Genomic DNA, 24,521 nt, shown 5'->3' with positions numbered 1-24,521 from the left:
GGCTTAGGACGAGCCCTGTCAATCAGCACTACGAGACATCGTCGAGTCTGCCGGCACGACGACGCTTCCATATCACGCTGTCCGCCAAATAGTGATGAAAGTTCAAGACGAAGTGCGCGATTAGAACGGTCGGAAGCCCCAGCCAAAGAAGGCTTTCTCCAACCCGGCTGGCTGCCGCATACAGAACGGCGCCCACAATTAAACAAGCCAGAAAAAAAGTCGCTGGGGGTTTCAAAACCTCGACCAGCGACTTGCGACGCGCCGAGACACTGCCTGATGTCTCGCTGCTTTTGCCCGTCATGGCTCCGGACCGACGCTGGCGATAAACGAATATCAGGTACTGAATGTTGTGCCAGACGTTGACCACCAACCAGCCGACGGTGATGTCGCTGATCCAGACGTAACCGACCAACGAAATCATCAAGTGCGAGAACACGAAGCTGTTGAAAGGCCCATCCGCCCGCTTCGCGCTCCTGGGGTATCCGAGACATGCAAACCAGCACAATGCACCGGTGACGGCCACGATTCCAACCGCAACGGCCAGCTCCTGTGGAACGGGAGGCAACCAGATCGGATATCCCAGGAAGCTGTTGGGCATCTGCGCACTGCGATGAAGGTATCCCCACGCGGGAAACAAGTAGATCAGCAGATAGGGCAGGCCGCGCCGAGGCACCTCAAGCCGACAGTCATGGCGCCTTGCGATCCCATAGCTCTGGCGAGAAACATGGAAGGCCTGGAGTACGAAATACAGGGCGAGCAACCCGGCCGCTTCATATGCAAGAGCAACGATCGTCAAGCCCGCCAATATCAAGATTGGCGCCACCGCGATCAGAGTCCAACGCAGGCGAATGCGCGATGAGATGGCTCCGATGCGCGTGTATGTCGCAACCAGATGAGGATTCGCCAGCAGCCATATGTTGATATAGAGGACGGCCAGCATCATCGGAGCCGACCACGATGCCAGCGCGCCGGCCGATAACGCTGCGAACAGGTTGCCAAAGATGAGCCAGTGCTCCCGGCGCATCGTGGCGCTCACGGGACTCCCCGAGGCGGGCTGCACGTGGACGGTGGTCATGTCACGGCAATTGGAGCAGGCGGTGGACGTGGCGATCCGAGGGGCGCTTGTTTGGGGGGTACCGAAAATACGGAGCGGGGCCGCAGATAGCGCTCGAGGTCGGTGCGCAAGCTCTGGTATGCCGCATCTCGCGCTGCCGTGAATCTCGACTCGAGGGTTGCACGGCTCAGGACACCGGACAAACCCGCCGGGGGAAGTTGCTGGTACGGATCGTAGTATTCGGTGAGCTCACAGGGGTAGCAGTGCCCCTCTGCGTCGTACTGGCTGCGGATCCTCACCTTGTAGACCACGCCGCCGTCTTTGGCCGGATCCACGGGAAAGCTGAAAGCCAGAGCGAATTCGGAAGCCTTGTCAGCAGCCTCGCTTTCAATGGGTATGAAGCCAGCGCTCCGATAAGCGCGAACGATGCTTTCCTTGAAGCTGGACAAACTGATGCCGGCAAAGGAGTTGCCGAACAAGTTCTGCTCGCCTTCCCATTGCCGCTTGTAGTTGAACCTGAACGAAGGGTCGAGATGCTCGCGCCCGACGGACTCAATCGTCGAGTACGCGTTGTCGATTGCCGGCACGAGTAGCGCGCTCAGTTCGTACTGCGCCATCCACGGAAGCGCCTTGAAATCCTGCGCATTCTTGATATCGGCAAATCTCAAGAAACATGGATTGCACTTCCCCCTGCCATCAAGCAACTCGTCGGCAGATACAAGGACGGTCGGAACCAACCGCAACTTCGGATCGACATCAAGTTTGAACTCGAAGACCGTCGACTTGCTTTTCTGCGCATCCACGGCAATGAAAGAGAAGCCGGACTTCTGGAATGCCTTGCTTACCATCGACCTGAATTCCGCAACACCGATATTTCTATAAGCAGCGATCGGGAATGCCGGCTTTCCGACCTTGTAGCTCAGATCCAGAACGCTCCGCGGCAGTTGCGGCTGCGCGAAAGCAGCCAGCCCAACCAGCAGGAGGCATCCGCCAACCAAAACTTTGCGACCGTCAGGAATAATCATCATGTGCTTCACGTAAAACGATCGCGGGATTACAACTTGCCAAGCTGCTCGGCAAGCCCGACGATGATGCCCTCGGGCCCGCGGATGTAGGCCAGCCGGTAGCTGTCTCCATACTGCATCTCGCCGATGACCTCGGCCCCATGGGCGCGCATGCGCGCGACGACGCTGTCGATGCCATCGACCGCGAACATGATGCGGCGGATGCCCAGCGTGTTCACCGGTTGATTCACGGGACCAAACCTGATCGCATTGGGCGTGTGGAACTTGTCCAGCTCGATCCCCTGTCCATCGGGCGTCCGCAACATCGCCAGGGTGGCGCGGACATCCTTGAGCCCGATCAGTTGTCCGACCAAGGGCCCTTCCACTGTTGTTTCGCCCTCGAGCTTGAGGCCCAACTCGATGAAGAACGCCTTGGTCGCTTCAAGGTCGTCGACAACGATAAGGACGTTGTCCATGCGTTTAAGCGTCATATCCTTCCTCTCCTGACTTTGAATGCAGGCGTTCGGAGCCGCTATGGTTCCAGCGCTTTCTTCATGTACGCCATGTAGAAGCCCTGAATGTAGTCGTCGATGCGCCCGAACTCTTCGTATCCCTGCTTGAGGTAGAAGGCGCGGGCCTGCCATTCGAATGTGTTCAGCGTCGCGTTGCGGGCGCCGAGTTCGCGGGCTTTGTGTTCTGCCATGGCGAGCAGCCTGCGGCCCACGCCCTGGCGCCTCGCTGCATCGTCCACGAACAGCAACTCCACGTTCAGCCATTGCAGGAATACAAACCCGCGCAGGCCACCTACGAGCGCGCCGTCCTGGTCCTTCGCGCTGACCCAGACCGGCTGCACCTGTCCGTATTCGCCGACAAATCGGTAGTTGAACTGCCGCATGCGGCGACCCAATTCGCCCGAGTGCACTTCCTCGGCCGTGGGGGTGTAGATCTCGAAGTTGCTCATGGGTTGAAAGCCGGCTGCTGGCCGCATTCTGTCCCTTCAGCCCATCTCGACCAAAAGCCGCGGCCAGCGCTCGCCGAACCGTTTTGCCACAACCCGCTGCCGGTAGGTCGCAACACTCGCCCGCAGGGGGTTGTGCCGGACGCGCAGCGCGAACAGGTCGTCGAGTCCATGCGGCGCGACGACGCCCAGCGATTCATCCTCGTTCAGCCAGACACCGACGCAGGTGGCAAATTCCGGCCAGGTTGCAACGCCTTCTTCCAGCGATGCGAGAGGAGGCACCACCTGGCCGAGGGCGGCGGCGAACCAGCGGTGCACGGCCGTCTGATTCGTCACTTCCCAATTGAAGCCTGGCATGGCCGAACGAAGCTGGTTTTCAAGGCCGGCATCGTGCTCCGGACTGGCCTCCACGTCGAAGTAGACGACATCCAGGTCTTCGACGGCCGAGCGCCGGTCGAACCCGTGAAGGGTGTCCCACACCAGGGACCGGATCGCGCCGGCGCCAATGCACCAGGACCGCAGCCCGAGCGAGCGGACGGCCCGCAGTGCGGCCATCAACTCGTCCGATGCGGCCACCATGGCGGCAAGCCTCTGCGCATGGTCTGCCTTGGGGCTGGAAGTCATGGCCCGATGGTAAGCCGGCGGACCCGCGCAGCCTCAGAACCCGAGGCTCTCCAGCAGGTCGTCGACCTGCGCCTGGCCCGTGACGGCCTCCGGGTTGCCGGGCACCACCTGCGGGCCGTTCTGCAGGCTGCTCGCTTCGGCCTCGTGGCGCTTCTCGGCGTGCTTGTCGAGGTGCGAGTTGTCGATCAGCACCTGCAGCAGCTGGGTCTCGACGTCGTTGACCACTTCCATCATCTTCTTGATGACCTGGCCCGTGAGGTCCTGGAAGTCCTGCGCCATCAGGATCTCGATCAGCTGCGTGTTGATGGCACCGGCCTTCTGCGGCACGTCCTGCAGGTAGCCGCGTGTGTCCATCACGAGCTGGCGCGCATGGTCCAGCTCGACCGGGTTTGCAAACCATTCGTCCCAGCGCCGGCTCAGGCCCTTGGCGTTGCTTGCAAGGTCTTCCTGCAGCGGCTGCGCCAGGTCGATGGCGTTGAGCGCGCGGTGCGCCGCCCGCTCGGTCATGGAGGCGATGTAGCCCAGGCGGTCGCGCGCATCGGGAATGGCCTGCGCGGCCTTGGCAACCTGCTTGTCCAGGCCCAGCTCGCGCAGGCCTTCGCGCAATTGCCGCGTCAGGTGCCCGATGCGCCCGAGCAACTCTTCGGCCGTGTTCCCGTGCTCCGCGGGTTCGAGCGCAGCGTGTGTCATGTCAGGCCGCCTCTTTCTGGAGCTTCTCGAAGATCTTGGTGATCTTTTCCTCGAGCGTGGCCGCCGTGAAGGGCTTGACCACATAGCCGTTGGCGCCGGCCTGCGCGGCCGCGATGATGTTTTCCTTCTTGGCCTCGGCCGTGACCATCAGCACCGGCAGCTTGGCAAGCTCGGGGTCGGCGCGGATGGTCTGCAGCATGGTGAGGCCGTCCATGTTGGGCATGTTCCAGTCCGACACCACAAAGCCGAAGTTGCCGCCGCGCAGCTTCTCGATGCCGGCCGCGCCGTCCTCGGCCTCGTCGACGTTCAGGAACTCGAGTTCCTTCAGCAGGTTGCGCACGATGCGCCGCATGGTCGGGAAGTCGTCCACGACCAAAATTTTGATGCTCTTGTCAATCACGATTCTTCAACTCCAACAGTTCGTTTTCAAACACGGTTCGTGCGTTCGCCGAAGGTGCGCAGATGGGCCAGCACGCGGCGCCCCATCTCTGCCAGCGGCGCCACTTCATCGGCCGCGCCCAGGGCGATGGCCTCGCGCGGCATGCCGAAGACCACGCAGCTGGCCTCGTCCTGCGCAAAGGTGTAGGCACCGGCCTGCTTCATGCGCAGCAGGCCTTCGGCACCGTCCCGGCCCATGCCCGTGAGGATCATTCCGATCGCGTTCTTGCCGGCGTGCCTGGCGGCCGAATCGAACAGCACGTCGATCGAGGGGCGGTGGCGGTTCACCGGCGGCTCCTGGTCGAGCTGCGCCACGTAGTTGGCGCCGCTTCGCCCGAGCGACAGGTGAAAGCCGCCAGGCGCGATGTAGGCGTAGCCCGGCAGCACGCGTTCGCCATGCTCGGCTTCCTTCACGGTGATGCGGCACAGGCCGTTCAGGCGCTGCGCGAACGAGCGCGTGAAGCCGGCCGGCATGTGCTGCGCAATGAGCACCGCGGGCGCATCGGGCGGCAGCGGCAGCAGCACCTCGCGGATGGCCTCGGTGCCGCCGGTGGAGGCGCCGATGATGATGAGCTTCTCGGTGCTCAGGAGCGGGCTGCGCAGCAGCGGCTCCTGCGGGTTTTCGCCCGCACTCTTGGCCGAGGCGCCGTGCCGGCCCGGCAGCAGCCGCGCCGCGGCGGCCGTGCGGATCTTGCCGGCGATGAGCTCGGTGTATTGCAAGAGGCCGTCGCGCACGCCGAGCCGCGGCTTGGTCACGAAATCGATCGCGCCCAGCTCCAGCGCGCGCAGCGCAATCTCCGAGCCGCGCTCGGTCAGCGACGACACCATGACCACCGGCATCGGCCGCAGGCGCATGAGCTTCTCGAGGAATTCGAGGCCGTCCATGCGCGGCATCTCGACGTCGAGCGTGAGCACATCGGGGTTCGTCACCTTGATGAGGTCGCGCGCCTGCAGCGGATCGGCCGCGGTGCCGACCACCGTCATGTCGGCCTGGCTGTTGATGATCTCGGTCATCACGCTGCGGATCAGCGCCGAGTCGTCGACGCAAAGTACCTTGATTTTCTTCATGCGATCCAGCTTCCCTTGCCATATGTGGCGGACCATTTGCGCAGCAGTTCGCCCTCGTCGCGCTGGACCGCCTGGATGTCGACCGGCGCGCGCAGCTTGCGCACCACCGCCTTGCCGCTCTCCGGCAGCAGGCACACGCGGCGCGCATGCAGGCCGCGCAGGTCCTGCGCAGCGACGGCGATGCGCTGCTTCTCGAGGTAGCGCAGGACAAAGTCGGCATTGCGCCCGCCGATGTTGAGCATGGTCATGTTCGCCAGCACCGCGGCGCCGCCAAAGACCTTGGCCTTGAGCCGTTCGCGGCGTGCGCCCGCGCGCAGCAGCTCGGCGATCAGCACGTCCATCGCATGCGCACCGTAGCGCATGGCACCGGCCTGCTCGCGCGAGCCCGCCTCGGCGTCGTCGGGCAGCATGAAGTGGTTCATGCCGGCCACGCCCGCCTCCACGTCGGTGATGCAGGCCGCCACGCAGGAGCCCAGCACCGTCGTCAACAGCACACCGGCATCGGTCACGTAGTACTCCGCCGGCAGCAGCTTGACCGCGGCGCAATCGAAGTCGCGGTCGAAGTAGTGGTGCGTGGCCACCGAACCCGGCACGGCCGCGGGCAGGAAGCCCTTCTGCGCAGCAAGATGGGTGTTCGCATTCGTGTTCATGCACGCGCCTTGCCCAGCGCGTACACCGTCTGCCCGACCGTCTTGAAGCTCTGGTTGACCAGCGAGGCGTTCTCCGAATGCCCTGCGAACAGCAGGCCGTTCGGCTTGAGCAGCGGCATGAAGCGGTCGAGCAGCTTCTTCTGCGTGGGCTTGTCGAAATAGATCATCACGTTGCGGCAGAAGATCGCGTCCACCGGCTCCTTCACGGGCCATGACGTATCGAGCAGGTTGAGCCGCGAGAACTTGACCATGGCGGCCACCTCGGGACGCACCCGCACCTTGCCGGCGTTCGCGCCGGTGCCCTTGTTGAAGAAGCGCCGCAGGCGCTCGGTGGACATGCGGTTGACCTGCTCCATCGTGAAGACGCCGGCCGACGCGCGGGCCAGCACCGCGGTGTCGATGTCGGTGGCAATCACGCGCGCTGCGCTCGCACGCTCGCCGAGCGCCTCCATCAGCGTGATCGCGATCGAATAGGGCTCCTCGCCCGTCGATGCGGCTGCGCACCAGACGGTGGGCGGCTGGGTGCACTTGCGCGCCAGTTCCGCAAGCACCGGAAAGTGGTGCGCCTCGCGGAAGAACGAGGTCAGGTTGGTGGTCAGCGAGTTGATGAACAGCTGCCACTCCTGGCCGTCGCGGCTGTCTTCCAGCATGGCCAGGTAGGCCGAGAATTCGGGCAGCCCGAGCTCGCGCAACCGGCGCGAGAGCCGGCTGTACACCATCTGCCGCTTGTGCTCGCCCAGCGCGATGCCGGCGCGCCGGTGGATGAGCGTGCGAATGCGCGAAAAATCGCCGTCGGTGAAAAGGAATTCGGAAGTCATGCGCGCATCTCGCTAGGCGGCTTCGGCCGGGATCACGTCCTGCGACCAGGCCAGTGCCGACAAATGCGCGGCATTCACCTGGCTCGCGCTCAGGAGCAGCGCCTCCGCCAGGCGCGCCGCCTCGCCGGTGTCCAGCTCGCAGGCCTCGGCCAGCGAGAGGAAGGGGCCGTACACGCCACCGCGCGTGAGGATGGCCTGCTGGACCGAATCGGACAGCTGCACCTTGTTGAGCACCTCCTGCATCGGAATGCCCAGCAGCTGGTCGATCAGCGAGAACATGCCGACCACGAACAGGTTGTCCGACTCGCCCCGCGGCAGCATGATCTCGCCCATCAGCTCGACGAAGCGGCCGCGCATGATGGCCTTCTTCATCATGAAGGGCGGGCTGCCCATGGGGTTGCTGGTGGCCAGCAGCAGCGAGAGCCAGCGGAACAGCGGCGAGTAGCCGAGCATCGTCACCGCGTGGTGTAGCGAATGGATCTCGACGCCGGCACCCACGGCCGGCGAATTCATGTGGCGCAGCAGCCGGTAGGTGAGCGCGGCATCGCGCTTGAGGGCGGCCTCGATCTCGCGCAGGTCCTCGTTGCGCTGGATCATCTGCAAGAGCCGCATGATCAGCACCGACTCGGGCTGCAGCGCATGGCTGCCGGTGCTCGCCGCAGGCGGCAGCGGCAGGCCGCAGCTCGGATCGGCGAACACGTCGACGCGGCGTACGGCGCAGGCTTCGAAGTCTTTCCACGAGGCCATGCGCGTGGCGATCGGCTGGATCGGCATGTGGTCGGGCAGCTCCTTGCCGCGCGCGGCCGCCACCAGCAGGGGATCGCCGGCACCCACGTCGAAATGGCTCACCAGGCCGAGCAGTTCGGGATCTTCGGGCAGCGCCTTGGCGCGGCACAGCATGAAGCTGAACCCCTGCTCGTGCAGGAAGTGCAATATCGGCCGCAGCTCCTCGTTGGCCAGGTCGCCGAGCTCCACGCACAGCACGGTGTACTCGGGCGGCAGCGACTGCAGCGCGCCCAGCGCCAGCAATTCGGCATTCACGTCGAAGAACAGTTCGCTGCGCCCCAGCCGCCATGGCGTGTCCGGCGGGTTGAGGTGTTCCGTCACGCAGGCCACGAGCGACTTGAACTGGCTGATCGCATCCGGCGCTTCTTCGGGCCTGGCGGCCGCGCGCCAGGCGAGCCTGTAGCCTGCGACGCGCTTGTGCGCATCGAGCAGCAAGGTGTAGGCCACAAAGCCCTCTGCATTGCGCGGCATCGCCAGGCCCTGGGCCGTTTCGGCTGCCGGCGTTTCCTCGGCCGCGCTGCGCCGGAAAAAATCAAAACGCATTGCATCGTCTCCGTGGGGTTGTCTCTGTCGTATCCGTCAGGCCGCGACCGGCTCCGTGCGCGCCGCGCGGGCCAGCACGGTGGCGCGCTCCACGTGCGCGCGCTGGATGCGCGGCATGGCATCGACGTCGATGATGAAAGCCACGCTGCCGTCGCCCAGGATCGTGGCGGCCGAAATGCCCGGCACCTTGCGGTAGTTGGTCTCCAGGTTCTTGACCACCACCTGGTGCTGGCCGAGCAGCTCGTCCACCAGCAGCGCGAAGCGCGTCTCGCCGGCCTGCACGATCACCAATATCCCCTGGGTCGGATCGGTCTGCGCGCCGGCCACGTCGAACACGCCGTGCAGCTCGATCAGCGGCAGGTACTCGCCGCGCACCTTGATCACATGGCCATCGCTGGTGATCGAATGCAGGTGCTCGGTGCGCGGCTGCAGCGACTCGATCACGTAGCTCAGCGGCAGGATGTAGGCCTCGCTGCCCACCTTGACCGACATGCCGTTGAGGATGGCCAGCGTGAGCGGCAGCACGATGCGGGTGGTGGTGCCCCAGCCCTCGCGCGAGCTGATCTCCACGTGCCCGCCCATCTCCTGGATGTTGCGCTTGACCACGTCCATGCCGACGCCGCGGCCCGAGATGTCGGTGACCTGCTCGGCCGTGGAGAAGCCGGGCGCGAAGATCAGCTGCCACACCTCGTCGTCGGGCATGGTGTCGGTCACGGGCAGGCCCTGCTGCATGGCCTTGGCGAGGATCTTCTGGCGGTTCAGGCCCGCGCCGTCGTCGCTGACCTCGATCACGATGTTGCCGCCATGGTGCTGCGCCGACAGCAGCAGCTGCCCTTCGGCTTCCTTGCCCTTGGCGATGCGCTGCGCCGGCGTCTCGATGCCGTGGTCCAGGCTGTTGCGCACCAGGTGCGTGAGCGGGTCGATGATGCGCTCGATCAGGCCCTTGTCGAGCTCGGTCTCCTTGCCGAAGGTGTCCAGGCGCACTTCCTTGCCGAGCTTGGCGCTGACGTCGCGGATCACGCGCGGGAAGCGACTGAACACATAGTCCATCGGCATCATGCGGATCGACATCACCGATTCCTGCAGGTCGCGCGCGTTGCGCTCCAGGTGGCCGAGGCCGCTCAGGAAGCGCTCGCATTCCACCGGGTCGAGCATGGTGGCGGCCTGCGTGAGCATCGACTGCGTGATCACCAGCTCGCCCACCAGGTTGATGAGCTGGTCGACCTTTTCCACGTCGACGCGGATCGAACTCGAATCCTTGGCGCCTGCTGCGGCGGCCGAAGCGGAAGCCGCCCGGGGTGCTGCGTTGGCCGGCGCTGGAGCGGGCTGCGATGCCGCGGCCACCGGTGCGGCCGGCGCGGCGGCCATGGGCGCGGCCGCAGGAGCCGCATCGCCGCCAGCCGGCTCGGCCGTGATCTCGATCTGCGATTCGTCGATGACGAAGCAGCACACGGCCACGATGTCGTCTGGCGCGCAGCTGGTGTCGAGCAGCACCGTGAGCTGGTCGCCGCTGCGCGTGCGCGACAGCAGCTTGCCGAGGTTGCCGAGCTCGTCGGCGAGCAGCTCGCATTCGCTGTCGGACAGGCGCGAGAAGCGGATGCGCAGCGCCCCGCCCGCCGCGGACACAGCGGCGACGGCAGCAACGGGCATGGCGGCGGGTGCGGGTGCGGGTGCAGGCACGGGTGCCGGTGCAGGCGCCGCCTGGGCAACGTCGCTCTCCAGCGCCAGCTGGCGCAGCACCTCGCAGATGTGCGCCACGCGCTCGGGGTCGGGTTCGTTCTCGGCCTGGTAGGCGATCAGTTGTTCTTGCAAGGCGTCCTTCGTTTCCAGGAATGAATCGATCATCGAGCGGCTCAGCGTCAGCTGGCCGTGGCGCGCGCGGTCCAGCAGGGTTTCCAGAAGATGGGTGGTGTCGGTCAGCGCAACGAAGCCGAAGGTGGCCGCGCCGCCCTTGATCGAATGCGCGGCACGGAAGATGGCGTTGAGCTGCTCGCTGTCGGGCGCCTCGGCGTCCAGCTCGAGAAGCAGCTGCTCCATCTGCGCCAGAAGCTCGACGGCTTCGACAAAAAATGCCTGTGTGAACTGACTGAGATCCATCGTTGCTCCGAACCGGCGTGCATGCGTGCCGGCGTCAATGTCTTTAGGGGTGCGTGGCTGCCGGCGACCCTTTGACGGTCACCTTGAGGTTGTCGGTGGGCGCGGAAAGCAGTGGCGGCGGCGATGCCTTCGCCCTTGCCGGCAGGATGGCGCCGGCACCGCCACCGCCGCTGTTCTCGTTCTCGATCTGCTGCTGGGTGCGGTGGTTCAGCAGGATGATGCTGATGCGCCGGTTGATCGGGTTGCGCGGATTGCTGCGGTCCAGGTGCATGCTGTCGGCCAGGCCGACCACGCGCAGCACCTTGTTCTCGGCCATGCCGCCCATCACCAGCTCGCGCCGCGAGGCGTTGGCCCGGTCGGCCGACAGCTCCCAGTTGCCGTAGGAGCGGTCGCCGTTGCTGTAGACGAAGGCATCGGTGTGGCCCGACAGCGTGATCTTGTTGGGCAGCTCGTTGAGCGTGGGTCCGAGCTCGCGCAGGATGGCGCGCATGTGCGGCACCACCTGCGCACTGGCCAGGTCGAACATCGGGCGGTTCTCGTTGTCCACGATCTGCAGGCGCAGGCCCTCGGTCGTGATGTCGATCAGGATCTGCGAGCGGAACTGGCGGAACACCGGGCTGTTCTCGATGAGCTTGTCCAGCCGCTCCTTCATGCTGGCCAGGCGGTCCGCATCGGCGTCGTCCTCGGCGTCGGCGCGCTGCACCTCGCCGTCGGCCCGCGTGCTCGGGTCCATGCCGCCGCCGGGCACCACGCTGATGCTGGTGCTGCTCTTCTCGCCGCCGCTGAGCGCCACCTTCAGCGGCATGCGGAAGTGCTCGGCGATGCCCTCGCGCTGCTTCGGCGAGGTATTGGACAAGAGCCACATCACGAGGAAAAACGCCATCATGGCGGTCATGAAGTCGGCATAGGCGATCTTCCAGCCGCCGCCGTGCCCGCCGCCCCCATGGGCGGCCACGCGCCTGACCACGACCCTGTGCTTTTCGGTGCTCATGACGATGCGCCGCGCCGCTCAGCGCGCCTTGACTTCGCGCACGTGGCTGTCCAGCTCGGTGAAGCTGGGCCGCTCGGTCGAGAACAGCACCTTGCGGCCGAACTCCACCGCCAGCTGCGGCGCATAGCCGTTGAGGCTCGCAAGCAGCGTGACCTTGGTGCACTGGTACAGCTTCATGCCCTCGGACACCTTCTGGTCGATCAGCGAAGCCAGCGGCGAGACAAAGCCGTAGGCCAGCAGCACGCCAAGGAAGGTGCCCACCATGGCGTGCGCGATGAGCGCGCCCATTTCCGAGGGCGGCAAATCGGCCGAGCCCAGCGCATGCACCACGCCCATCACGGCCGCGACGATGCCCAGCGCGGGCAGCGCATCGCTCACGCGCGAGAGGCTGTGCACGGGCATCTCGGCCTCGTGCTTGATGGTCTCGATCTCGTGGTCCATGAGCGCCTCGATCTCGAACGCATCGGTGTTGCCGCTGATGACCAGGCGCAGGTAGTCGCACAGGAACTCCATCACGCCGGCATCGGCCAGGATCTCGGGGTAGCGGCGGAAGATCTCGCTTTGCGCCGGGTCCTCCACGTCGGACTCCAGCTTCATCATCCCTTCCTTGCGCGCCTTGGCCAGCAGCTCGTAGAGCAGCGCGAGCAGGTCCAGGTAGAGCTGCCGGTTGTGCTTGGACGAGCGCAAGAGCAGCGGCAGCTCCTTGAGCGTGGCCTTGATCGTCTTGCCGTTGTTGCCGGCCAGGAAGGCGCCCAGCGCGGCGCCGCCGATCATCAGCAGCTCGACCGGCTGGAACAGCACGCCGAAGTGCCCGCCCATGAGCGCATAGCCGCCGAAGACGGCGCCAACCACCACCAGATACCCAACCAGAAGGAGCACGCGCTTCCCCTATTGCCCTTGAGGCGTCGATTCAAAAGCCCTGCCCGGCGGGCAGGGTCCGTGTCAGTGGAGGCCCGCGCCGCCCGGCGCCGCCTCCACGCCAAAACCCATGCCTTCGATGCCGAGCGCGCCGGCCTCGCCATCGGCGCCGCGCTTGGCGCCGCGCGCCTTGCCCGCGCGCGACGGCGGCCTGCAGAGCACGCACACGTAGCCGCTCTTGTGGTCGTGCGCATGCGCGACGAACTGGCCCGAACAGCGGCAGCAGGTGCTCAGCTGCAGCATGTCGCTGTCGAAAAAGCGCACCATCGTGTAGGCGCGCGTGAAATCCAGAATTGGCTCGCTGTCCTGGGCTGCAATTTGCTGCAAATAAAGCTTGTAGCTTTTAATCAATATCCAGACTTTTTCTTCGTCCGAATGAATTTTCATGAATTGATACATGTTGTAAAACATTGACGAATGGATATTCGCCAGCCACGTCATATACCAATCGGTTGAAAATGGAAGCAATCCCTTGGGCGGTGAAACTCCCTTGATTTCCTTGTAGAGGCGGATCAGGCGCTCGCGGCTCAGGCCCACCTCCGACTCCAGGAACTGCAGGCGGGCGCCCAGCTGGATCAGCTGGATCGCGAGCTGCACTTCCCGCACCTCGCCCAGCACGCTCTTGCGCGTCATGCCGGCACCGCTGCTTTTCGGGTCTGCAGGCTCCGTGCCGACATCAGGATCGACATGTGTGCTTGTTGCAGCATCGTGTCCTTACCTTCGCCAACCACCGCCGACATCGAGGCGTGTTCGTCGAGCCTGAAACTGCACAGCAGGAAGTTCGACGCCGCCAGCTTGACGATCTGCGCCAGCGACATGCCGGCCAGCATGTCGGCCAGTTCGCTGCTCACGCCGAGCCTAAACATCGCCGCCACGCGGTCCTGCTTGACCAGTTTCTGCGCCAGCAGCATGTAGGCGAGATTGATGTCGCCGATTTCCCGGGAGATTTCGCCGTTGGCTACGCTCATCACGTTATCCGTTTCCAAAATGCACTCCGTTCAGTCATGTCCTGATTGGATTATTCACAATATTTAACACTTGTAACCTTCTGCACTACTCAAACTGTAAACAGGGCTACAAGTACATGTAAGCTTTTGTTGCAATAGCACGACGGGGCTTCCGTCGCTGCGACCAGTTCTCAAAAAAGATGTGAATCTAATGACAAAGCATTAATCGAATCGCCCTGCCGCCTGGCCCCTGCCGTTCTCGATTCCGTGGATCCATGCCATGACCTCGGCCACCGCCAGATAGAGCTGCGGCGGAATCTGCCGATCGAGGTCCACCTGCATCAGCAACCGGATCAGGTCCGGCGAGGCGTGCACGTAGACACCGTTCTCGCGCGCCTGCCGCAGGATCGATTCCGCCGTCACGCCATAGCCCTTGGCCACGACCACCGGCGCCTTCGCGGTGTCGGCATGGGACAGCGCCACGGCGCTCTGGCGCGGTTGTGCCGGGGTCGTCATGCGGTGCGCTCCATGGCGGTGATCTGCAGGTCCTGCAGCCGCAGGCCCGCGGCCGCGAGGCGCGGTGCCAGTTCGCCGCCGTCGCTGCGCAGGCGGGCCAGCGTCGCGGCCTCGCGTGCGGCCAGGTGCGCCTGGACCATTTCGCCCGCAAGGCTCAGGCGAAGGTCCACTGCCCCCAGATTCGGCAGCGTGAGCGACACCGTGGTCGTCCAGCGGCGCGTAGGCGTGCCGCCGCCGTCGCCGCGGCCTTCCGGCGCATCGCCGGGCTGCCCGGTTTCCTCGTGGATCGACCACGCCATCGGCACATCCGGCCAGGCCTGGCCGCTCCAGCGGAACACGGCGGTGGCCAGCAGGTCGAGCTGCTGGTGCACCAGCGCGGCGGTCTGCGGATGGATCAGATCGGCCGCGGCCGGCGCTGGCGCGCGCGCCGGCGCATTGGCCGCATCGGTTTCGCCGACGCCCAGGCTGGCCATGCGCTCCTCGCCGGACGGCGCGGCCATCGCGGCGATCGCGGCCATGTGGCTGGCCGAGGCAACCGCGGCCTGGTGGATCTGGGCGGCCGGCGCGGCGCCAGCGGGCTGGGCCACAGCGGGTTGGGCCATCGCCGTCGGCTGCGCCCGAGAGGTGCCAGGCCCGGCCGGCTGCTGAAGCATCGGCAGCGGCTGCGTCAACCGAACCTGCGGCTCCTCGGCCAGCTGCGACAGCGTGCGCAGCCCCGTGGCGAATTCGAGCAGGTGCGATTCGTAGAACAGCCCGCTGCCGCTCACCGATCGTCCCAGCGCGGCCGCGAGCACGGCGCCGGACGGAGCTTCCTGCGGCGACGCCCACAGCGGCGCCGCACCGCGCACCGGCTCCGGTTCGGCATGCAGGTCCGCCAGCACGGCGCCGATGACGCGTGCCGCCGCCGACCACCGCGTGTCGATCGAGGGCGGCGCATCGGCGCGCGGCAGTGCGGGCGCGGCGCCAGTGTCAAGGCGCGTTTCGAGCGGCGCATGGGACGGCAGCCGGACATCGTTCTTGACCTTCTGGATCTCGGCCATCGGCCCGACCGGCATGCTGGTGCCGACCTCGGTCTGCAGCACGGCGAGGTCCGGCCGCGCCGAAGAAAGCTTCGAGGCAAGCAGCGCATCGACGGCAGGTCCGATCGGTCTGTTCATGGCTTCGGGTGCAGCGTCCGGCGATCAGTGCGGCAGGCCGTAGGCCTTGCCAAGATCGCTGCGGTTCTGCAGCTGGGCCATCTTGGCCACCAGGCGCTCCAGCTGCGGCTTGACCAGCGCGCACACCTCGTCCTGGTCGGCGTGGATGCGCGCGATCAGTCCGCGCACCTGTTCCAGCTGCGCGGCATCGAGCGACACCGCGCCCACGGCCTTGAGCCGGTCGACCAGCTGCGCACAGCGGGCTTCGAGCTCGGGCAGCCGGTCCCATTCCCTCGCGCGGGCCAGCGAAGCCATGAGCGACATGGCCGAGGCGAGCTCGCCATAGCAGTGGACGACTTCGTGGCGGACTGGCACGGCCTGCGCTTCCAATGCGGTGGGGTTGGAATCAATTGCCGGCACTGGCGCCGCCGATCTCGCGCCATGCGGACGCGACGTTCTCGAGCAATGCCTCGGCCTCGTCGAGTGCCTTGGGCTCGTTGTGCAGGTTGGCATAGAGCAGCCGGCGAATGACGTAGTCGTACAGCGCCGAGAGATTGCCCACCAGCTCGGCGCCGGCCGCGCCCGCGGCCTTGGCATCGAGGGCGGCCTTCAGGCCGTTGTCGACGATGCTCACGGCCTTGGAGATCGCGTTGCCCTTGGCGGCCATGTCGCCGGTGGCCATGTGGTGGCGGGCCATGCCGATGCTGGTGACGACGCCGTCGAACAGCATGACGATGAGCTGGTGCGGCGACGCGCTCATGGTGCGCGTCTCCATGCCGACGTGCGCATACGCGCTGGCGCCGGTCCTGAAGGTGTGGGGGGTGTACATGACTGCTTGCTCCGCTGGAATGGCTACTTGCTGCTGCTTTGCATGCTCGCGAATTGCTGTGTGAGATAGCTGCTGGTCCGGTTCATCTGGCTCATGAGCAGGTCGAGCTGGGTGAACTGCGTGCGATAGCGCTCCACCTTGGCGTCCACTCGCGTCTTCATGTCGGCGTACTGCTCGTCGAGCTGCTTGAGCGAGGCGGTCATGCCATCGGACGCGACCTTGAGCGCGCCGCCGGTGGAGGTGAGGTCGTCCACCAGCGCGCTCAGCTGCTTGCCGTAGCCGGCGGTGCTGCCGGTGGCGCTCGCGAACAGCCCCGAGACGCCCGCCAGGTTGCCGGCCAGGGCCGACTTGAGCTTGGTCGAATCGACCGCCATGGTGCCGTCCTTCTGGAAGGCGACGCCGATCTCGGACAGCACCTTCATGTCGTCGGGGCCGCCGGCCTGCGGCGTGGTGAGCGCCTGCCGGATGCGCGTCTGCAGGTTGCGCAGCGTCGAATCGCCGACGAGCGCGGCGCCGGTCTTGGAGTCCTGGTTGTAGGCGGTCAGCGTGTTGGCGGTGGCCTGCAGGCTGTTGTAGGCCTTGACGAAATCGTTGATGGCCGTCTCCACCGCGGCCGTGTCGGCCTGGGTCGAGAGGCTGCTGCTGCCGGTCTTGAGCAGCGTCAGCGTGGTGCCCTGGATGGCTTCCTTGACGGTGTTGCTCGCGCTGGTCACGGCAATGCCGTTGACGCTGAGCTTGGCGTTCTGCCCTGCCACCGTCTGCCGCAGGTTCTGCGTGCCCGCGGGATCGTTGTTCAGCAGGTTCTGCAGCGCTGCATCGCCCGCCACCGAGACGCGCATGCTCGAGGCCTCGCCGGTCTGCGAGGAGGTCAGCACCAGCCGGTTGGGCGTGCCGCTGCCGTCGTTCACGATGCTGGCCGAGACACCGGCCTTGGCGGCGTTGATGGCGTCGCGGATGCCCGCGAGCGTGTTGTTGCTGCTGTCGATGGTGATCGGCACGGCGGTGCGGGTGGCGTCCTTGGTGAAGCCGGAGCCGCTGTAGGTGCCGGTGGCCGCATCGAGCGTGCCGCCCGTGATGGCGCCGAAATCGATGGTGATGGTTCCGCTGCCGATGGCGGCAGTGGTGCTCGCCTGGCCCGCCGCAACCAGCGACTGCGGTTGCGCAAGCTGCGTCACCTCGACGGCATAGGTGCCGGCCGCGGCCGTGCCTGCGGCTGCCGCGGTCAGCACGTCGGTTGCGCTGGAGACGGCCTTCACGCCCTGGAACAGCGCCGGGTCCGAGAGCTTCTTGGCCGCGGCCTGCAGCGTGCCCAGCGAGCTTTGCAGCGTGCCGTAGGCCGAGAGCTTGCTCGTGTAGCTCACCTGGCGCTGCTGCAGCGCCACCAGCGGCTGGCTCTCCGCCGTCTGCAGCTGCGAGAGCAAGGTGCTCAGGTCGAGGTTGGAGCCCACGCCCAGGCTGCTGATCGATGCCATGTTGAAATTTCCTGATGTCTGTGAATGAGGAGGCGGCGGCGGCTGTCAGGATTGCTTTCGCTGTCGTCTGCGGCCTGGCCGGAACCAGGCCGCAGGGAACAGCGCAGGCGGAGCCGGGCTTTCGCCCGGCGGCCTGCGCAATGCCTTTCAGATCAGCGCAGGAGCGACAGCACGCCTTGCGTGGTCTGGTTCGCCTGGGCCAGCACCGAGGTACCGGCTTGCTGCAGGATCTGCGCACGGGTCATGTTCGACACTTCGGTTGCGTAGTCAGCGTCTTCGATGCGCGAGCGCGAGGACGACAGGTTGGTGATGGCGGTGCCCAGGTTGGAGATCACCGAGTCGAAACGGTTCTGCACCGCACCCAGCGAGCTGCGCAGGTCGTCGACTTGCTTGAGCGCTGCGTCGATGGCTTCGAGCGGGTTGGCGGTCGAGCCGGTCTGCAGGCTGGCGACCGAGACCTTCGAGGTGTCGACGGTGAAGGCAGCCGTGCCGGCGGTCGTGGCCGTGTCGGCAGAAGCCGGGTCGAGCGCGATGTAGCGGAACATGGCGGTGCCGTCGACCGCGCCGGTGAAGCCCTGGTTGATGAGCGACGAGGTTTCGCCGGCGCCGGTGGGCGTGATCGAGACTTCGGCGAACAGGTTGCCGTTCTTGTCGGCAACGGTGTTGCCGGTGAGCGTGGCGCCGCCTGCGGCCAGGCCGAGCTTGGTCGACAGGTCGTCGGTGGTCTTCTCGGCGACGGTGGTCGTGGTGACGGCCGTGGTCGAACCGTAGAGCGACTTCAGCTGGGCAACCGTGGGCGCATCGCCAGCGGCCGAACCGGTCACGCCGTCGAATGCGAAGGCAGCCGTGGCGCCGGGGCCGGCCACGTTGAAGCCTTGCATGCCGAGCGTCTTCGAGCTGATTTCCTTCAGGTCGATGTCGATGGTCTCGCCGTCGTTGGCGCCGACCTGCACGGTCAGCGGCTTGGCCGACGACGACAGGACCTTCACGCCGTTGAAGTCGGTCTGCTTGGACACGCGGTCGATTTCACCGAGGCGCAGCTTGATTTCGTCCTGGATGGATTGCAGGTCGCTGCCCGAGTTGCTGCCGTTGGCGGCTTGCACCGACAGTTCGCGAACGCGCTGCAGGTTGTTGTTCACTTCCTTGAGCGCGCCTTCCGTCGTCTGCGCCAGCGAGATGCCGTCGTTGGCATTGCGCGAGGCTTGCGTCAGGCCGCGGATGTTGGCCGTGAAGCGGTTCGCAATGGCCTGGCCGGCGGCGTCGTCCTTGGCGCTGTTGATGCGCAGGCCGGAGGACAGGCGCTGGATCGCCGTGTTCAACGACGATTGCGACGCGTTGAGGTTGTTCTGCGTGAGCAGGGAAAGGCTGTTGGTGTTGATGACTTGCGCCATGTTCGACTCCTGATAGACAAAGGTTGTGGACTCCGGCCCTCAGGCCGCAACGCTGGACCCGCTCCCACTGTGAGACTCAAGCCATCGTTGGTTTAGTTATCGGCAGGGCTTTTCAAACATTTAGAGTCCGGCGCAAAAAAAGATGCGCGCCCCACAACCTCGGCGTTCAGGCGGGCAGGTTCATCACTTCCTGGTAAGCCGCCACCAGCCGGTTGCGCACCTGCAGCCCGGTCTGGAAAGCGACGTTGGCCTTCTGCAGGTCGACCATCACGTCGTTCAGCGCCACGCCGGGCTTGCCCATTTCGAAGTCCTCGGCCTGGCCGTAGGCCTTGGTCTGCGCGGTGCTGATGCTGTCGAGCGAGCGGCGCAGCTCGGCCGCGAAGCCCCCGGGCTGGGCCGCCTCGGCGGCGGGTTGCGCAATGCCGCTTTGCAGCGCGGTGGCGCGCATCTGCTGCAGGACGGATTCGATGGCGGTGATCGACATGGAGAGCTCTCTCTGGATGGGTTGGATCTGGATATGAAGAGGGAGGCCCAGGGCCTTCCCGCGTGTTTTCAGCGTAGCAGGCGAAGCCCCGGCGACATGCGCCCAACTGACGGCAAAACCCGCAGTTGTTCGACCAATCGAATATGGCCCGGCTGCTGAGAATCAACGCCGAACCCATAGCTCGCTGACGACACCACGGCCCCCTCGGCATGACCCCAGAACATCGAAGCCTCCAGCCCCTCGACATGATCCCGCGCCGCCCCGTGCACCTGGCCGCGGCGGAGCCTGCGCAATGAGTTCGGCGGCCCCCGCGGGCACCGGCCCGGCGCCCTCGCCCGCCTCCGGCCTTGCCGAGCGCCTGCGCATCCAGCCGAAGCTGCCGCTGATCGTCGGCGCGGCCGCCATTGCCGCGGCCGCCGCGGCGTTCCTGCTGTGGAGCCGCGCGCCCGACTACGGCGTGCTCTACACCAACGTGACGGACCGCGACGGCGGCGCCATCATCGCGTCGCTGCAGCAGATGAACGTGCCCTACAAGTTCGCCGAAGGCGGCGGCGCGATCCTGGTGGCGCGCGACAGGGTGCCCGAAGTGCGCCTGAAGCTCGCGTCGCAGGGCCTGCCCAAGGGCGGCGGGGTCGGCTTCGAGCTGATGGACAACCAGAAGTTCGGCACCAGCAACTTCGCCGAACAGGTCAACTACCAGCGCGGGCTCGAAGGCGAGCTGGCGCGCTCGGTCGAATCGATCGGCTCGGTGGAATCGGCGCGCATCCACCTGGCGCTGCCCAAGCCTTCGCTCTTCGTGCGCGACCAGAAGAAGCCCTCGGCCTCGGTGATCCTGACGCTGCACCGCGGCCGCAGCATCGACGAGGGCCAGGTCAGCGCCATCGTGCACATGGTCTCCAGCAGCGTGCCCGACCTGGACGCCAAGAGCGTGACCGTGGTCGACCAGCGCGGCAACCTGCTGTCGGCCGCCAATGCCGGCGCGCGCGGGCTGGACGTGAGCCAGCTCAAGTACGCGCAGGAAATCGAGCAGGGCTACATCCGCCGCATCGAGGCGATCCTGCAGCCCCTCGTGGGCGCGAGCAACGTGCGCGCGCAGGTGGCGGCCGAAATCGACTTTTCCGTGGTCGAGCGCACCGAGGAAAGCTACAAGCCGAATCAGGACCCGCGCGCCGCGGCCATCCGCAGCCAGCAGTCGAGCGAGTCGACGCAGCAGGGCGCCACACCGCCGGGCGGCGTGCCGGGCGCGCTGTCGAACCAGCCGCCGCAGACCCCGAGCGCGCCCATCACCGCGCCGCCGAACGCCGCGGCAGCTGCGCCGAAGGCCGCGGCAACCGCCACGGCAGCCGGCACGGCACCGGGCAGCTCGCGCAAGGACGTGACGACCAACTACGAGCTCGACCGTTCGATCCGCCATGTGCAGCAGGGCGCGGGCGGCGTGAGGCGGCTGTCGGTGGCCGTGGTGGTGAACCACCGCGACACCGCGGACAGCGCCGGCAAGCCGGGCCAGCGCGCGCTCACGCCGGCCGAGATCGAGCAGATCCGCAACCTGGTCAAGGAAGCGATGGGCTTCAGCCAGGAGCGCGGCGACTCGCTCAACGTGGTCAACAGCGCCTTCGCCCGCGAAGGCGGCGACGCAGAAGCCGGGCCCGCGCTGCCGTTCTGGCGCGACCCCGCCAACCTCGGACTCGCCATGAGCGTCGCGCAGTACCTGCTGATGGCCGGCCTCGCGCTGTTCGCCTGGTTCGCGGTGCTGCGGCCGCTGCTGCGCAAGCACCTCGCGCCGCCCGCCGCCGCGGTGCCCGAAGCGGCGCCGGCCGCCCCTGGCACGGCCGACGACGACGGAACGGCCGCGCAGAACAACGCGCGGCTGCGCGAGATCGAGCGCCAGAAGGCCGACCTCGACTACGCGCACCAGACCGCCGACCAGGACCCGCGCCTGGTCGCCACGCTGATCAAGCATTGGATGAATTCATGAGCGACGCAGGCACCCGGAAGAGCGCAATCTTGCTGATGTCGTTGGGCGAAGACCGCGCCGCGGCCACGCTGCACCACCTGCCCGCCACCGAGGTGCAGGCACTGGGCGTGGCCATGGCGCGGCTGAGCCAGGTCTCCAAGGACGAGCTCGCGGCCGTGCTGGCCGAGTTCCGCATGGAGACCGAGCAGCTGTCCGCGCTGCACCTGGGCTCGGGCAGCTACATCCGCGCCGTGCTGCGCAAGGCGCTGGGCGACGACCGCGCGAGCAACCTGCTCGAGGACATCCTGCAGCCCGACGAGCCGCACGGCGGCATCGAGCGGCTCAACGACCTGGAAGCCGGCGAGGTGGTGGAGCTGGTGCGCGACGAGCATCCGCAGATCCTGGCCACGCTGCTGGTCCACCTGGACCGCAAGAAGGCCTCCGAGGTGCTCGAAAGATTGCCCGAGCGCCTGCGCCACGACGTGATCCTGCGCGTGGCCACTTTCGGCGGCGTGCAGCCGGCCGCGCTGGCCGAGCTGACCGACGTGCTCACCGAGATGCTCTCGGGCGAAGGCCTCAAGCGCAGCCGCCTGGGTGGCGCGCGCACCGCGGCCGAGATCGTCAACCTGATGAACAGCGCGCAGGAGGAAGAGGCCATTGCCCACGTGCGCGCCCACGACGAGGCGCTGGCCCAGCGCATCGTCGAGGAGATGTTCGTGTTCGAGAACCTGCTCGACCTGGAGGACCGCTACATCCAGCGCCTGCTCAAGGACATCGAGTCCGATTCGCTCATCGTCGCGCTCAAGGGCTCGGCGCCCGAGTTGCGCGAGAAGTTCCTCAAGAACATGTCGCAGCGCGCGGCCGAGACGCTGCGCGAGGACATCGAGCTGCGCGGGCCGGTGCGCGTGTCGCAGGTCGAGACCGAGCAGAAGGCGATCCTGCAGGTCGTGCGCCGCCTGGCCGATGCCGGCGAGATCGTCGTAGCCGCGCCTGGAACCGATGATTTCGTCTGACGCTTCCTTCGCCGCGCGTCCGCGCCTGTCTGCCTGGCAGCGCTGGGAGATGGGCGCGATCGACGCGGATGCGCTCGCGGCGCGCAGCGCCAGCATCGAGGTGCCCGCTGCGCCGCGCGTGGACCCGGCCGCGCTGGCACGCGAGGCCGAGCTCGAACGCCTGCGGCGGGAAGCGCGCGCCACCGGCGAGGCCGAAGGCCGCCGCGAGGGCTGGGCGCAAGGCCATGCCGAAGGGCGCGCCGAAGGCCTGGCGGCCGGCCTGGCCGCGGCCAGCGCGCATGCCGAGCAATTGCGCGCACTGGCCGCCTCGCTGCCGGCCGCATTGCGCAGCGCGGAAAGCGAGCTGGCCGATGCCATCCTGGCGCTCGCGCTCGACGTCGCGCGCCAGGTGATCCACCGCACCCTGCGCGTCGAACCCGAATGGGTGCTGGCGCTGGTGCAGGACCTGCTGCACACCGAACCCGCGCTGCAGGGCGAACCGCGCCTGCTGCTGCACCCCGAAGACCTGGCGCTGGTGAAGAACAGCCTCGGCGGCGAACTGCAGGCCGCCGGCTGGCAGCTGCGCGCCGACGACACCCTGGCCCGGGGCGGCTGCCGCGTGCGTTCCGCGAGCGGCGAGATGGATGCCAGCCTGGAATCCCGCTGGAAGCGCGTGGCCGGTGCCTTCTCGCGCGATGCCGAACCCGATGGAGCCTGAAGCCATGCAAGCCACTGCAAACACCGCCGCGCCCGGCGCCATCAACCCGCACCTCAAGTCCTGGCTCGGCACGCTCGCGCAGGCCCGCGGCGAGGTCGGCCTGTGCGCAACCATCGCGACCTCGGGCCGCCTGACGCGCGCCGTCGGCCTGGTGCTGGAGGCCGTGGGCCTGCAGCTGCCGGTCGGCAGCGACTGCCTGATCGAATTGCCGCCCGGCTATCCGCAGCGCCATGCCGAGGCCGAAGTGGTCGGCTTTGCCGGCGACCGCCTGTTCCTGATGCCGCAAAGCGAAGTGGCCGGCCTGCTGCCGGGTGCGCGCGTGTTTGCGCGGCCCGGTCCTGCGCAGTTTGCGGGCGGCGCTTCCGGCGATGCCCACACCAAGCGGCTGCCGGTGGGCGAAGGCATGCTCGGCCGCGTGGTCGATGCCGCCGGACGGCCGCTCGACGGGCTCGGCCCGCTCGACGTGAGCCGCAGGGTGCCGCTGGGCGCGCCGCCGATCAATCCGCTGGCGCGTGCGCCGATCGATTCGGTGCTCGACGTGGGCGTGCGCGCCATCAACGCCATGCTCACGGTGGGCCGCGGCCAGCGCATGGGCCTGTTCGCGGGCTCGGGCGTCGGCAAGAGCGTGCTGCTGGGCATGATGGCGCGCTACACCAGCGCCGAGGTGATCGTGGTCGGCCTCATCGGCGAACGCGGCCGCGAGGTCAAGGACTTCATCGAGAACACGCTGGGCGAGGAAGGCCTGGCGCGCTCGGTGGTGGTGGCCGCGCCGGCCGACAACTCGCCGCTGCTGCGGCTGCAAGGTGCGGCCTATGCCACCTGCCTGGCCGAGTACTTCCGCGACCAGGGCCGCGACGTGCTGCTGATCATGGATTCGCTCACGCGCTATGCGATGGCGCAGCGCGAGATCGCGCTGGCCGTGGGCGAGCCGCCCGCCACCAAGGGCTACCCGCCTTCGGTGTTCGCCAAGCTGCCCGCGCTGGTGGAGCGCGCCGGCAACGGCGCGCGCGACGCCAACGGCCGCGGCGGCTCGATCACGGCCTTCTACACCGTGCTGTCCGAAGGGGACGACCAGCAGGACCCGATCGCCGATTCGGCCCGCGCCATCCTCGACGGCCACGTGGTGCTGTCGCGCACGCTGGCCGAGGCCGGCCACTACCCGGCGATCGACATCGAGGCCTCCATCAGCCGCGCGATGACGGCGCTGATCGAGCCCTCGCAGTTCGACACCGTGCGCCGCTTCAAGCAAGCGCTCTCGCGCTACCAGCGCAACCGCGACCTGATCAGCGTCGGCGCCTATGCGGCCGGCCACGACCCGCAGCTCGACCAGGCCATTGCGCTCTATCCGCGCATCGAGGCCTTCCTGCAGCAATCGATGCACGAGCGCTGCGACTACGCCGCCTCGATCGAGCGCATGGGCAGCCTCTTCGAATCCGCCTGATC

The 24,521-nt window shown here is 66.9% G+C and carries 27 protein-coding genes; 4 read left to right on the top strand and 23 right to left on the bottom strand.

Features of this window, described 5'->3' with window-relative positions:
- Window positions 1-28: 28 nt before the first annotated feature.
- The 23 genes from VPA02S_RS22560 to fliE all read right to left on the bottom strand — a co-directional run bounded on the left by VPA02S_RS22560 (window position 29) and on the right by fliE (window position 19,414).
- Window positions 29-1,075: a hypothetical protein gene (locus tag VPA02S_RS22560; protein ID WP_062365669.1), complete on the bottom strand. Its 1,047-nt coding sequence runs from the start codon at window positions 1,073-1,075 to the stop codon at window positions 29-31.
- Window positions 1,072-2,082 carry a hypothetical protein gene (locus tag VPA02S_RS22555; RefSeq protein ID WP_244883715.1) on the bottom strand — a complete coding sequence of 337 codons (1,011 nt, stop codon included), beginning with the start codon at window positions 2,080-2,082 and terminating at the stop codon, window positions 1,072-1,074. Before VPA02S_RS22555 ends, VPA02S_RS22560 begins: the two co-directional genes overlap by 4 nt.
- Window positions 2,083-2,108: 26 nt before the next feature.
- Window positions 2,109-2,549 (bottom strand): VOC family protein, encoded by a 441-nt coding sequence (locus VPA02S_RS22550; RefSeq protein WP_062365667.1) that lies wholly within the window; start codon window positions 2,547-2,549, stop codon window positions 2,109-2,111.
- A 41-nt stretch (window positions 2,550-2,590) separates the two neighbouring features.
- Entirely contained in the window at window positions 2,591-3,019 is a 429-nt protein-coding gene (locus VPA02S_RS22545) for a GNAT family N-acetyltransferase (RefSeq protein WP_015866922.1), read from the bottom strand.
- 36 nt (window positions 3,020-3,055) lie between these two features.
- The gene (locus tag VPA02S_RS22540; protein ID WP_062365664.1) at window positions 3,056-3,595 is read right to left on the bottom strand and encodes a nucleotidyltransferase family protein; all 540 of its coding nucleotides are present in this window, start codon (window positions 3,593-3,595) and stop codon (window positions 3,056-3,058) included.
- A 78-nt stretch (window positions 3,596-3,673) separates the two neighbouring features.
- A complete protein-coding gene (gene cheZ, locus VPA02S_RS22535; RefSeq protein ID WP_015866924.1) occupies window positions 3,674-4,330 on the bottom strand; it encodes a protein phosphatase CheZ in 657 nt (218 codons plus the stop codon).
- Window position 4,331: 1 nt separating this feature from the next.
- Entirely contained in the window at window positions 4,332-4,727 is a 396-nt protein-coding gene (cheY, locus tag VPA02S_RS22530) for a chemotaxis response regulator CheY (protein ID WP_026284205.1), read from the bottom strand.
- Window positions 4,728-4,756: 29 nt separating this feature from the next.
- Window positions 4,757-5,836: a protein-glutamate methylesterase/protein-glutamine glutaminase gene (locus VPA02S_RS22525; RefSeq protein ID WP_015866926.1), complete on the bottom strand. Its 1,080-nt coding sequence runs from the start codon at window positions 5,834-5,836 to the stop codon at window positions 4,757-4,759.
- Window positions 5,833-6,486, bottom strand: a complete 654-nt coding sequence (gene cheD, locus VPA02S_RS22520) for a chemoreceptor glutamine deamidase CheD (protein WP_062365663.1) — start codon at window positions 6,484-6,486, stop codon at window positions 5,833-5,835. Before cheD ends, VPA02S_RS22525 begins: the two co-directional genes overlap by 4 nt.
- A complete protein-coding gene (locus VPA02S_RS22515; protein WP_062365661.1) occupies window positions 6,483-7,304 on the bottom strand; it encodes a CheR family methyltransferase in 822 nt (273 codons plus the stop codon). The genes cheD and VPA02S_RS22515 overlap by 4 nt, the downstream gene beginning before the upstream one ends.
- A gap of 12 nt (window positions 7,305-7,316) precedes the next feature.
- A complete protein-coding gene (locus tag VPA02S_RS22510; RefSeq protein WP_062365659.1) occupies window positions 7,317-8,633 on the bottom strand; it encodes an EAL and HDOD domain-containing protein in 1,317 nt (438 codons plus the stop codon).
- Between the two features lie 36 nt (window positions 8,634-8,669).
- The gene (gene cheA, locus VPA02S_RS22505) at window positions 8,670-10,730 is read right to left on the bottom strand and encodes a chemotaxis protein CheA (protein WP_062365657.1); all 2,061 of its coding nucleotides are present in this window, start codon (window positions 10,728-10,730) and stop codon (window positions 8,670-8,672) included.
- 43 nt (window positions 10,731-10,773) lie between these two features.
- Window positions 10,774-11,721: a flagellar motor protein MotB gene (motB, locus tag VPA02S_RS22500; protein WP_015866931.1), complete on the bottom strand. Its 948-nt coding sequence runs from the start codon at window positions 11,719-11,721 to the stop codon at window positions 10,774-10,776.
- Between the two features lie 18 nt (window positions 11,722-11,739).
- Entirely contained in the window at window positions 11,740-12,600 is an 861-nt protein-coding gene (gene motA / locus VPA02S_RS22495; RefSeq protein WP_015866932.1) for a flagellar motor stator protein MotA, read from the bottom strand.
- Window positions 12,601-12,663: 63 nt separating this feature from the next.
- Window positions 12,664-13,272, bottom strand: a complete 609-nt coding sequence (gene flhC / locus VPA02S_RS22490) for a flagellar transcriptional regulator FlhC (RefSeq protein ID WP_018906380.1) — start codon at window positions 13,270-13,272, stop codon at window positions 12,664-12,666.
- Entirely contained in the window at window positions 13,269-13,607 is a 339-nt protein-coding gene (gene flhD / locus VPA02S_RS22485) for a flagellar transcriptional regulator FlhD (protein ID WP_026284204.1), read from the bottom strand. The genes flhC and flhD overlap by 4 nt, the downstream gene beginning before the upstream one ends.
- 201 nt (window positions 13,608-13,808) lie before the next feature.
- A complete protein-coding gene (locus tag VPA02S_RS22480) occupies window positions 13,809-14,102 on the bottom strand; it encodes an EscU/YscU/HrcU family type III secretion system export apparatus switch protein (RefSeq protein ID WP_015866935.1) in 294 nt (97 codons plus the stop codon).
- Window positions 14,099-15,259 carry a flagellar hook-length control protein FliK gene (gene fliK / locus VPA02S_RS22475; protein WP_062365656.1) on the bottom strand — a complete coding sequence of 387 codons (1,161 nt, stop codon included), beginning with the start codon at window positions 15,257-15,259 and terminating at the stop codon, window positions 14,099-14,101. Before fliK ends, VPA02S_RS22480 begins: the two co-directional genes overlap by 4 nt.
- A gap of 24 nt (window positions 15,260-15,283) precedes the next feature.
- Window positions 15,284-15,613, bottom strand: coding sequence for a flagellar protein FliT (locus tag VPA02S_RS22470; protein ID WP_230537932.1), 330 nt, complete (start codon window positions 15,611-15,613; stop codon window positions 15,284-15,286).
- A 31-nt stretch (window positions 15,614-15,644) separates the two neighbouring features.
- On the bottom strand, window positions 15,645-16,067 hold the full coding sequence (gene fliS / locus VPA02S_RS22465) for a flagellar export chaperone FliS (RefSeq protein WP_015866938.1): 423 nt from the start codon (window positions 16,065-16,067) through the stop codon (window positions 15,645-15,647).
- 23 nt (window positions 16,068-16,090) lie between these two features.
- Window positions 16,091-17,539, bottom strand: coding sequence for a flagellar filament capping protein FliD (gene fliD, locus VPA02S_RS22460; protein ID WP_062365654.1), 1,449 nt, complete (start codon window positions 17,537-17,539; stop codon window positions 16,091-16,093).
- 152 nt (window positions 17,540-17,691) lie between these two features.
- Window positions 17,692-18,930, bottom strand: a complete 1,239-nt coding sequence (locus VPA02S_RS22455) for a flagellin FliC (RefSeq protein WP_027730281.1) — start codon at window positions 18,928-18,930, stop codon at window positions 17,692-17,694.
- A gap of 166 nt (window positions 18,931-19,096) precedes the next feature.
- Window positions 19,097-19,414: a flagellar hook-basal body complex protein FliE gene (gene fliE, locus VPA02S_RS22450; RefSeq protein WP_015866941.1), complete on the bottom strand. Its 318-nt coding sequence runs from the start codon at window positions 19,412-19,414 to the stop codon at window positions 19,097-19,099.
- Between the two features lie 292 nt (window positions 19,415-19,706).
- On the opposite strand from fliE, the gene fliF reads away from it, so the two are divergent.
- Genes fliF through fliI form a run of 4 tightly spaced genes read left to right on the top strand, consistent with a single transcriptional unit; the run spans window position 19,707 to window position 24,519 of the window.
- Window positions 19,707-21,389, top strand: coding sequence for a flagellar basal-body MS-ring/collar protein FliF (fliF, locus tag VPA02S_RS22445; protein WP_062365652.1), 1,683 nt, complete (start codon window positions 19,707-19,709; stop codon window positions 21,387-21,389).
- A complete protein-coding gene (gene fliG / locus VPA02S_RS22440; RefSeq protein ID WP_015866943.1) occupies window positions 21,386-22,381 on the top strand; it encodes a flagellar motor switch protein FliG in 996 nt (331 codons plus the stop codon). The genes fliF and fliG overlap by 4 nt, the downstream gene beginning before the upstream one ends.
- Window positions 22,368-23,078, top strand: coding sequence for a flagellar assembly protein FliH (gene fliH / locus VPA02S_RS22435; protein WP_062365650.1), 711 nt, complete (start codon window positions 22,368-22,370; stop codon window positions 23,076-23,078). Before fliG ends, fliH begins: the two co-directional genes overlap by 14 nt.
- Window positions 23,068-24,519, top strand: a complete 1,452-nt coding sequence (gene fliI, locus VPA02S_RS22430; protein WP_374987748.1) for a flagellar protein export ATPase FliI — start codon at window positions 23,068-23,070, stop codon at window positions 24,517-24,519. The genes fliH and fliI overlap by 11 nt, the downstream gene beginning before the upstream one ends.
- Window positions 24,520-24,521: the final 2 nt, after the last annotated feature.

Origin of the sequence: Variovorax paradoxus NBRC 15149 (genome assembly GCF_001591365.1) — a bacterium.
GTDB lineage: Bacteria > Pseudomonadota > Gammaproteobacteria > Burkholderiales > Burkholderiaceae_C > Variovorax > Variovorax paradoxus.
This window is presented reverse-complemented; position numbering and strand designations above follow the sequence as displayed.

Coding starts and splice junctions, on each gene's coding strand:
- VPA02S_RS22545 (WP_015866922.1), bottom strand. CDS start 3,019: ATGAGCAACTTCGAGATCTACACCCCCACGGCCGAGGAAGTGCACTCG.
- VPA02S_RS22560 (WP_062365669.1), bottom strand. CDS start 1,075: ATGACCACCGTCCACGTGCAGCCCGCCTCGGGGAGTCCCGTGAGCGCC.
- VPA02S_RS22525 (WP_015866926.1), bottom strand. CDS start 5,836: ATGAAGAAAATCAAGGTACTTTGCGTCGACGACTCGGCGCTGATCCGC.
- VPA02S_RS22455 (WP_027730281.1), bottom strand. CDS start 18,930: ATGGCGCAAGTCATCAACACCAACAGCCTTTCCCTGCTCACGCAGAAC.
- VPA02S_RS22515 (WP_062365661.1), bottom strand. CDS start 7,304: ATGACTTCCGAATTCCTTTTCACCGACGGCGATTTTTCGCGCATTCGC.
- VPA02S_RS22480 (WP_015866935.1), bottom strand. CDS start 14,102: ATGACGACCCCGGCACAACCGCGCCAGAGCGCCGTGGCGCTGTCCCAT.
- cheD (WP_062365663.1), bottom strand. CDS start 6,486: ATGAACACGAATGCGAACACCCATCTTGCTGCGCAGAAGGGCTTCCTG.
- VPA02S_RS22540 (WP_062365664.1), bottom strand. CDS start 3,595: ATGGTGGCCGCATCGGACGAGTTGATGGCCGCACTGCGGGCCGTCCGC.
- fliF (WP_062365652.1), top strand. CDS start 19,707: ATGAGTTCGGCGGCCCCCGCGGGCACCGGCCCGGCGCCCTCGCCCGCC.
- cheZ (WP_015866924.1), bottom strand. CDS start 4,330: ATGACACACGCTGCGCTCGAACCCGCGGAGCACGGGAACACGGCCGAA.
- fliI (WP_374987748.1), top strand. CDS start 23,068: ATGGAGCCTGAAGCCATGCAAGCCACTGCAAACACCGCCGCGCCCGGC.
- flhC (WP_018906380.1), bottom strand. CDS start 13,272: ATGACGCGCAAGAGCGTGCTGGGCGAGGTGCGGGAAGTGCAGCTCGCG.
- fliH (WP_062365650.1), top strand. CDS start 22,368: ATGATTTCGTCTGACGCTTCCTTCGCCGCGCGTCCGCGCCTGTCTGCC.
- fliD (WP_062365654.1), bottom strand. CDS start 17,539: ATGGCATCGATCAGCAGCCTGGGCGTGGGCTCCAACCTCGACCTGAGC.
- fliG (WP_015866943.1), top strand. CDS start 21,386: ATGAGCGACGCAGGCACCCGGAAGAGCGCAATCTTGCTGATGTCGTTG.
- fliE (WP_015866941.1), bottom strand. CDS start 19,414: ATGTCGATCACCGCCATCGAATCCGTCCTGCAGCAGATGCGCGCCACC.
- fliS (WP_015866938.1), bottom strand. CDS start 16,067: ATGTACACCCCCCACACCTTCAGGACCGGCGCCAGCGCGTATGCGCAC.
- fliK (WP_062365656.1), bottom strand. CDS start 15,259: ATGAACAGACCGATCGGACCTGCCGTCGATGCGCTGCTTGCCTCGAAG.
- VPA02S_RS22550 (WP_062365667.1), bottom strand. CDS start 2,549: ATGACGCTTAAACGCATGGACAACGTCCTTATCGTTGTCGACGACCTT.
- VPA02S_RS22510 (WP_062365659.1), bottom strand. CDS start 8,633: ATGCGTTTTGATTTTTTCCGGCGCAGCGCGGCCGAGGAAACGCCGGCA.
- flhD (WP_026284204.1), bottom strand. CDS start 13,607: ATGAGCGTAGCCAACGGCGAAATCTCCCGGGAAATCGGCGACATCAAT.
- VPA02S_RS22555 (WP_244883715.1), bottom strand. CDS start 2,082: ATGATGATTATTCCTGACGGTCGCAAAGTTTTGGTTGGCGGATGCCTC.
- motB (WP_015866931.1), bottom strand. CDS start 11,721: ATGAGCACCGAAAAGCACAGGGTCGTGGTCAGGCGCGTGGCCGCCCAT.
- cheA (WP_062365657.1), bottom strand. CDS start 10,730: ATGGATCTCAGTCAGTTCACACAGGCATTTTTTGTCGAAGCCGTCGAG.